Here is a 1,821-nt window from a genome sequence, read left to right as displayed (position 1 = left end):
TGTCAGATTCGAAGGGCTCGCAGTCAGGACAGACTGCGAAATGAGGCGGCAGACGAAGATCAGGCAGCAGGTCGCTTTGCGGCGCAGGCAGCGCCATAAGCTTGCCCATATCGTTTCCGCAGCAGTCGCAGAAAACCCGATCTTCGATCAGCATGGCCGCCCCTCCCGGTTAGTTGGCCTTCACCTGTTGCTGCTGTTGGGCGGCTTGCGGGGCCGGTTTGCTGGCCTGAGCCAGCTTGGCAGACTCGACGTGCAGGACGATGAACTTGCCGGCGTTCTTGGAGCCGCGTTCGATCTCGACGGTTACGCGGGCGGTTTCCAGCACGTCGAGGCCTTTGCAGGCGTTCCACACTTCTTCGCGGACGTCTTCGGAGACTTGCATCGAGAGCAGCGAAATACCCACGTCCTTTTCGCCGTCCGGTTCGTCGCCCAGGTACAGCTTGACCAGGTCCACGTTGTCGAACTTCACGCGCTCAGCGCTGATGAATGCCAGTTCCATAGTGGTGCGTGCCATGTTGTGTTTCCTCGCTTGGTTGCGCCTTATTGCGCGGGTTTGCCTTTCAGCAGGCCGAGCGAGTCCACACGGGCAAACTTTCGTTTTTTGCCCGAGGTGGTTTTCTCGACTTGCCGAGGTTTTCAGTTAGCGCCGCTGGTGCAGCGGGTTTGGTTCAACACCAAGGGCCGCGGCCCTTGTCATCCCGTTTCGCCACCGCCGACCGCGACTGGCGGGGATTGCGCGGTTCGGTCAGGCAGACCGCGCGGGCCAGTCACGGACGCCGGAGGCGACGAGGTTTGCTGGTCGCTGCCGACGCGGGAGCCGTCCATACGGCCAAACCAGTAGCCGACCACCAGACAGTTGATCAGCAGCAGGCCAAGGATCAGCAGCGAAGGCAGGTCGAGAACGATCATGCCCGCACATCCAGCAGATCCAGGCTGGCCTGACATGGCACCGCCTCCCGCACCTTGCCGTTCAGCACGTCGATGACATGACGGCCCCATTGATCGGCGATGGCATCGGCGATGCCCTGATAGGTGCGGGAACGGTTCTTCCAGCGATCCGGCCCCGGTGCCATGTAATGCACCACCGGAGCGCGGCCTTCGACAATCTCGGTGGGCCGGAGCAGCGGCAGGTTTTCCAGCCAGAAATGGGTTTCCTTGCACTCGCCGTGGCCGAACATCCACGGCTGGACGATCTGATCCGGCTTGCGGATGTGGCTGGAGATCACCGACTTAGGGTTCTCCAGGGCCTTGAACGGAATCGGTGCCGCCAGCAGGGCACGGACGAAATGCAGGGCTCGGGCCTGACGACCGTCCGCGATCTTGGCCGCGAAGTGGCGGGCACCCGATACGGCCAGGTCGGTGCATGGCGGATGGGCGATCAGCAGATCCCAGCCACGGTCGAGCACTTCCAGCACGTCACCCTGGATGTGTTCACCCTCGGTTTCGGATGGCATCAGGTCGCAGCTGACGGCGCGGAAGCCGACACGGGTAAGGGCATCGCGGACGCGGCCGGAAAATTCGCAGGCGACCAGGGCAGATGGCTGTCTCATGCGATCACCCCACCAGTTCGAACGGTTCGCGCAGGGGCACGAAGGGCGTTGGCTTGCCGGTGTCGAGCACAACGCTCCAATACTTCGGCGGTCGGCTCGGTGGCGTGTGTTTCTCGCAGGTATAGGCCGGCGTAACGTGGGTCCGACCATTTACCTTGGACCATTGCGCGGGGCGGCACTCGGTGCATGGTGTGGATCGGGAGATAGCAGGCTTGGGCGGTTCCCAGGTGCGGTTTACCCAGCACACAGAGCAGTCGCAGTTTGCGGCGTG

At 62.8% G+C, this 1,821-nt stretch carries 4 protein-coding genes; all 4 read right to left on the bottom strand.

What is annotated here, in order from left to right; all coding sequences use genetic code 11:
• Window positions 1–169: 169 nt before the first annotated feature.
• The 4 genes from NCCP436_RS17515 to NCCP436_RS17500 all read right to left on the bottom strand — a co-directional run bounded on the left by NCCP436_RS17515 (window position 170) and on the right by NCCP436_RS17500 (window position 1,797).
• On the bottom strand, window positions 170–514 hold the full coding sequence (locus tag NCCP436_RS17515; RefSeq protein ID WP_220805125.1) for a hypothetical protein: 345 nt from the start codon (window positions 512–514) through the stop codon (window positions 170–172).
• Between the two features lie 179 nt (window positions 515–693).
• Complete coding sequence (locus NCCP436_RS17510) at window positions 694–909, bottom strand: hypothetical protein (protein ID WP_220805124.1); 216 nt, start codon at window positions 907–909, stop codon at window positions 694–696.
• Complete coding sequence (locus NCCP436_RS17505) at window positions 906–1,550, bottom strand: DNA cytosine methyltransferase (protein ID WP_220805235.1); 645 nt, start codon at window positions 1,548–1,550, stop codon at window positions 906–908. The genes NCCP436_RS17510 and NCCP436_RS17505 overlap by 4 nt, the downstream gene beginning before the upstream one ends.
• Window positions 1,551–1,554: 4 nt before the next feature.
• The gene (locus tag NCCP436_RS17500; protein ID WP_375709506.1) at window positions 1,555–1,797 is read right to left on the bottom strand and encodes a DUF5447 family protein; all 243 of its coding nucleotides are present in this window, start codon (window positions 1,795–1,797) and stop codon (window positions 1,555–1,557) included.
• Window positions 1,798–1,821 lie beyond the last annotated feature (24 nt).

The organism is Pseudomonas sp. NCCP-436, from assembly GCF_019656335.1.
Taxonomy (GTDB): domain Bacteria; phylum Pseudomonadota; class Gammaproteobacteria; order Pseudomonadales; family Pseudomonadaceae; genus Aquipseudomonas.
The sequence above is the reverse complement of the archived record's forward strand: the minus strand, read 5'-3'. Positions and strand labels throughout refer to the sequence as shown.

Bases quoted from the DNA above. Each gene is read 5' to 3' on its own strand.
- NCCP436_RS17505 (WP_220805235.1), bottom strand. From the start codon at position 1,550: ATGAGACAGCCATCTGCCCTGGTCGCCTGCGAATTTTCCGGCCGCGTC.
- NCCP436_RS17510 (WP_220805124.1), bottom strand. From the start codon at position 909: ATGATCGTTCTCGACCTGCCTTCGCTGCTGATCCTTGGCCTGCTGCTG.
- NCCP436_RS17515 (WP_220805125.1), bottom strand. From the start codon at position 514: ATGGCACGCACCACTATGGAACTGGCATTCATCAGCGCTGAGCGCGTG.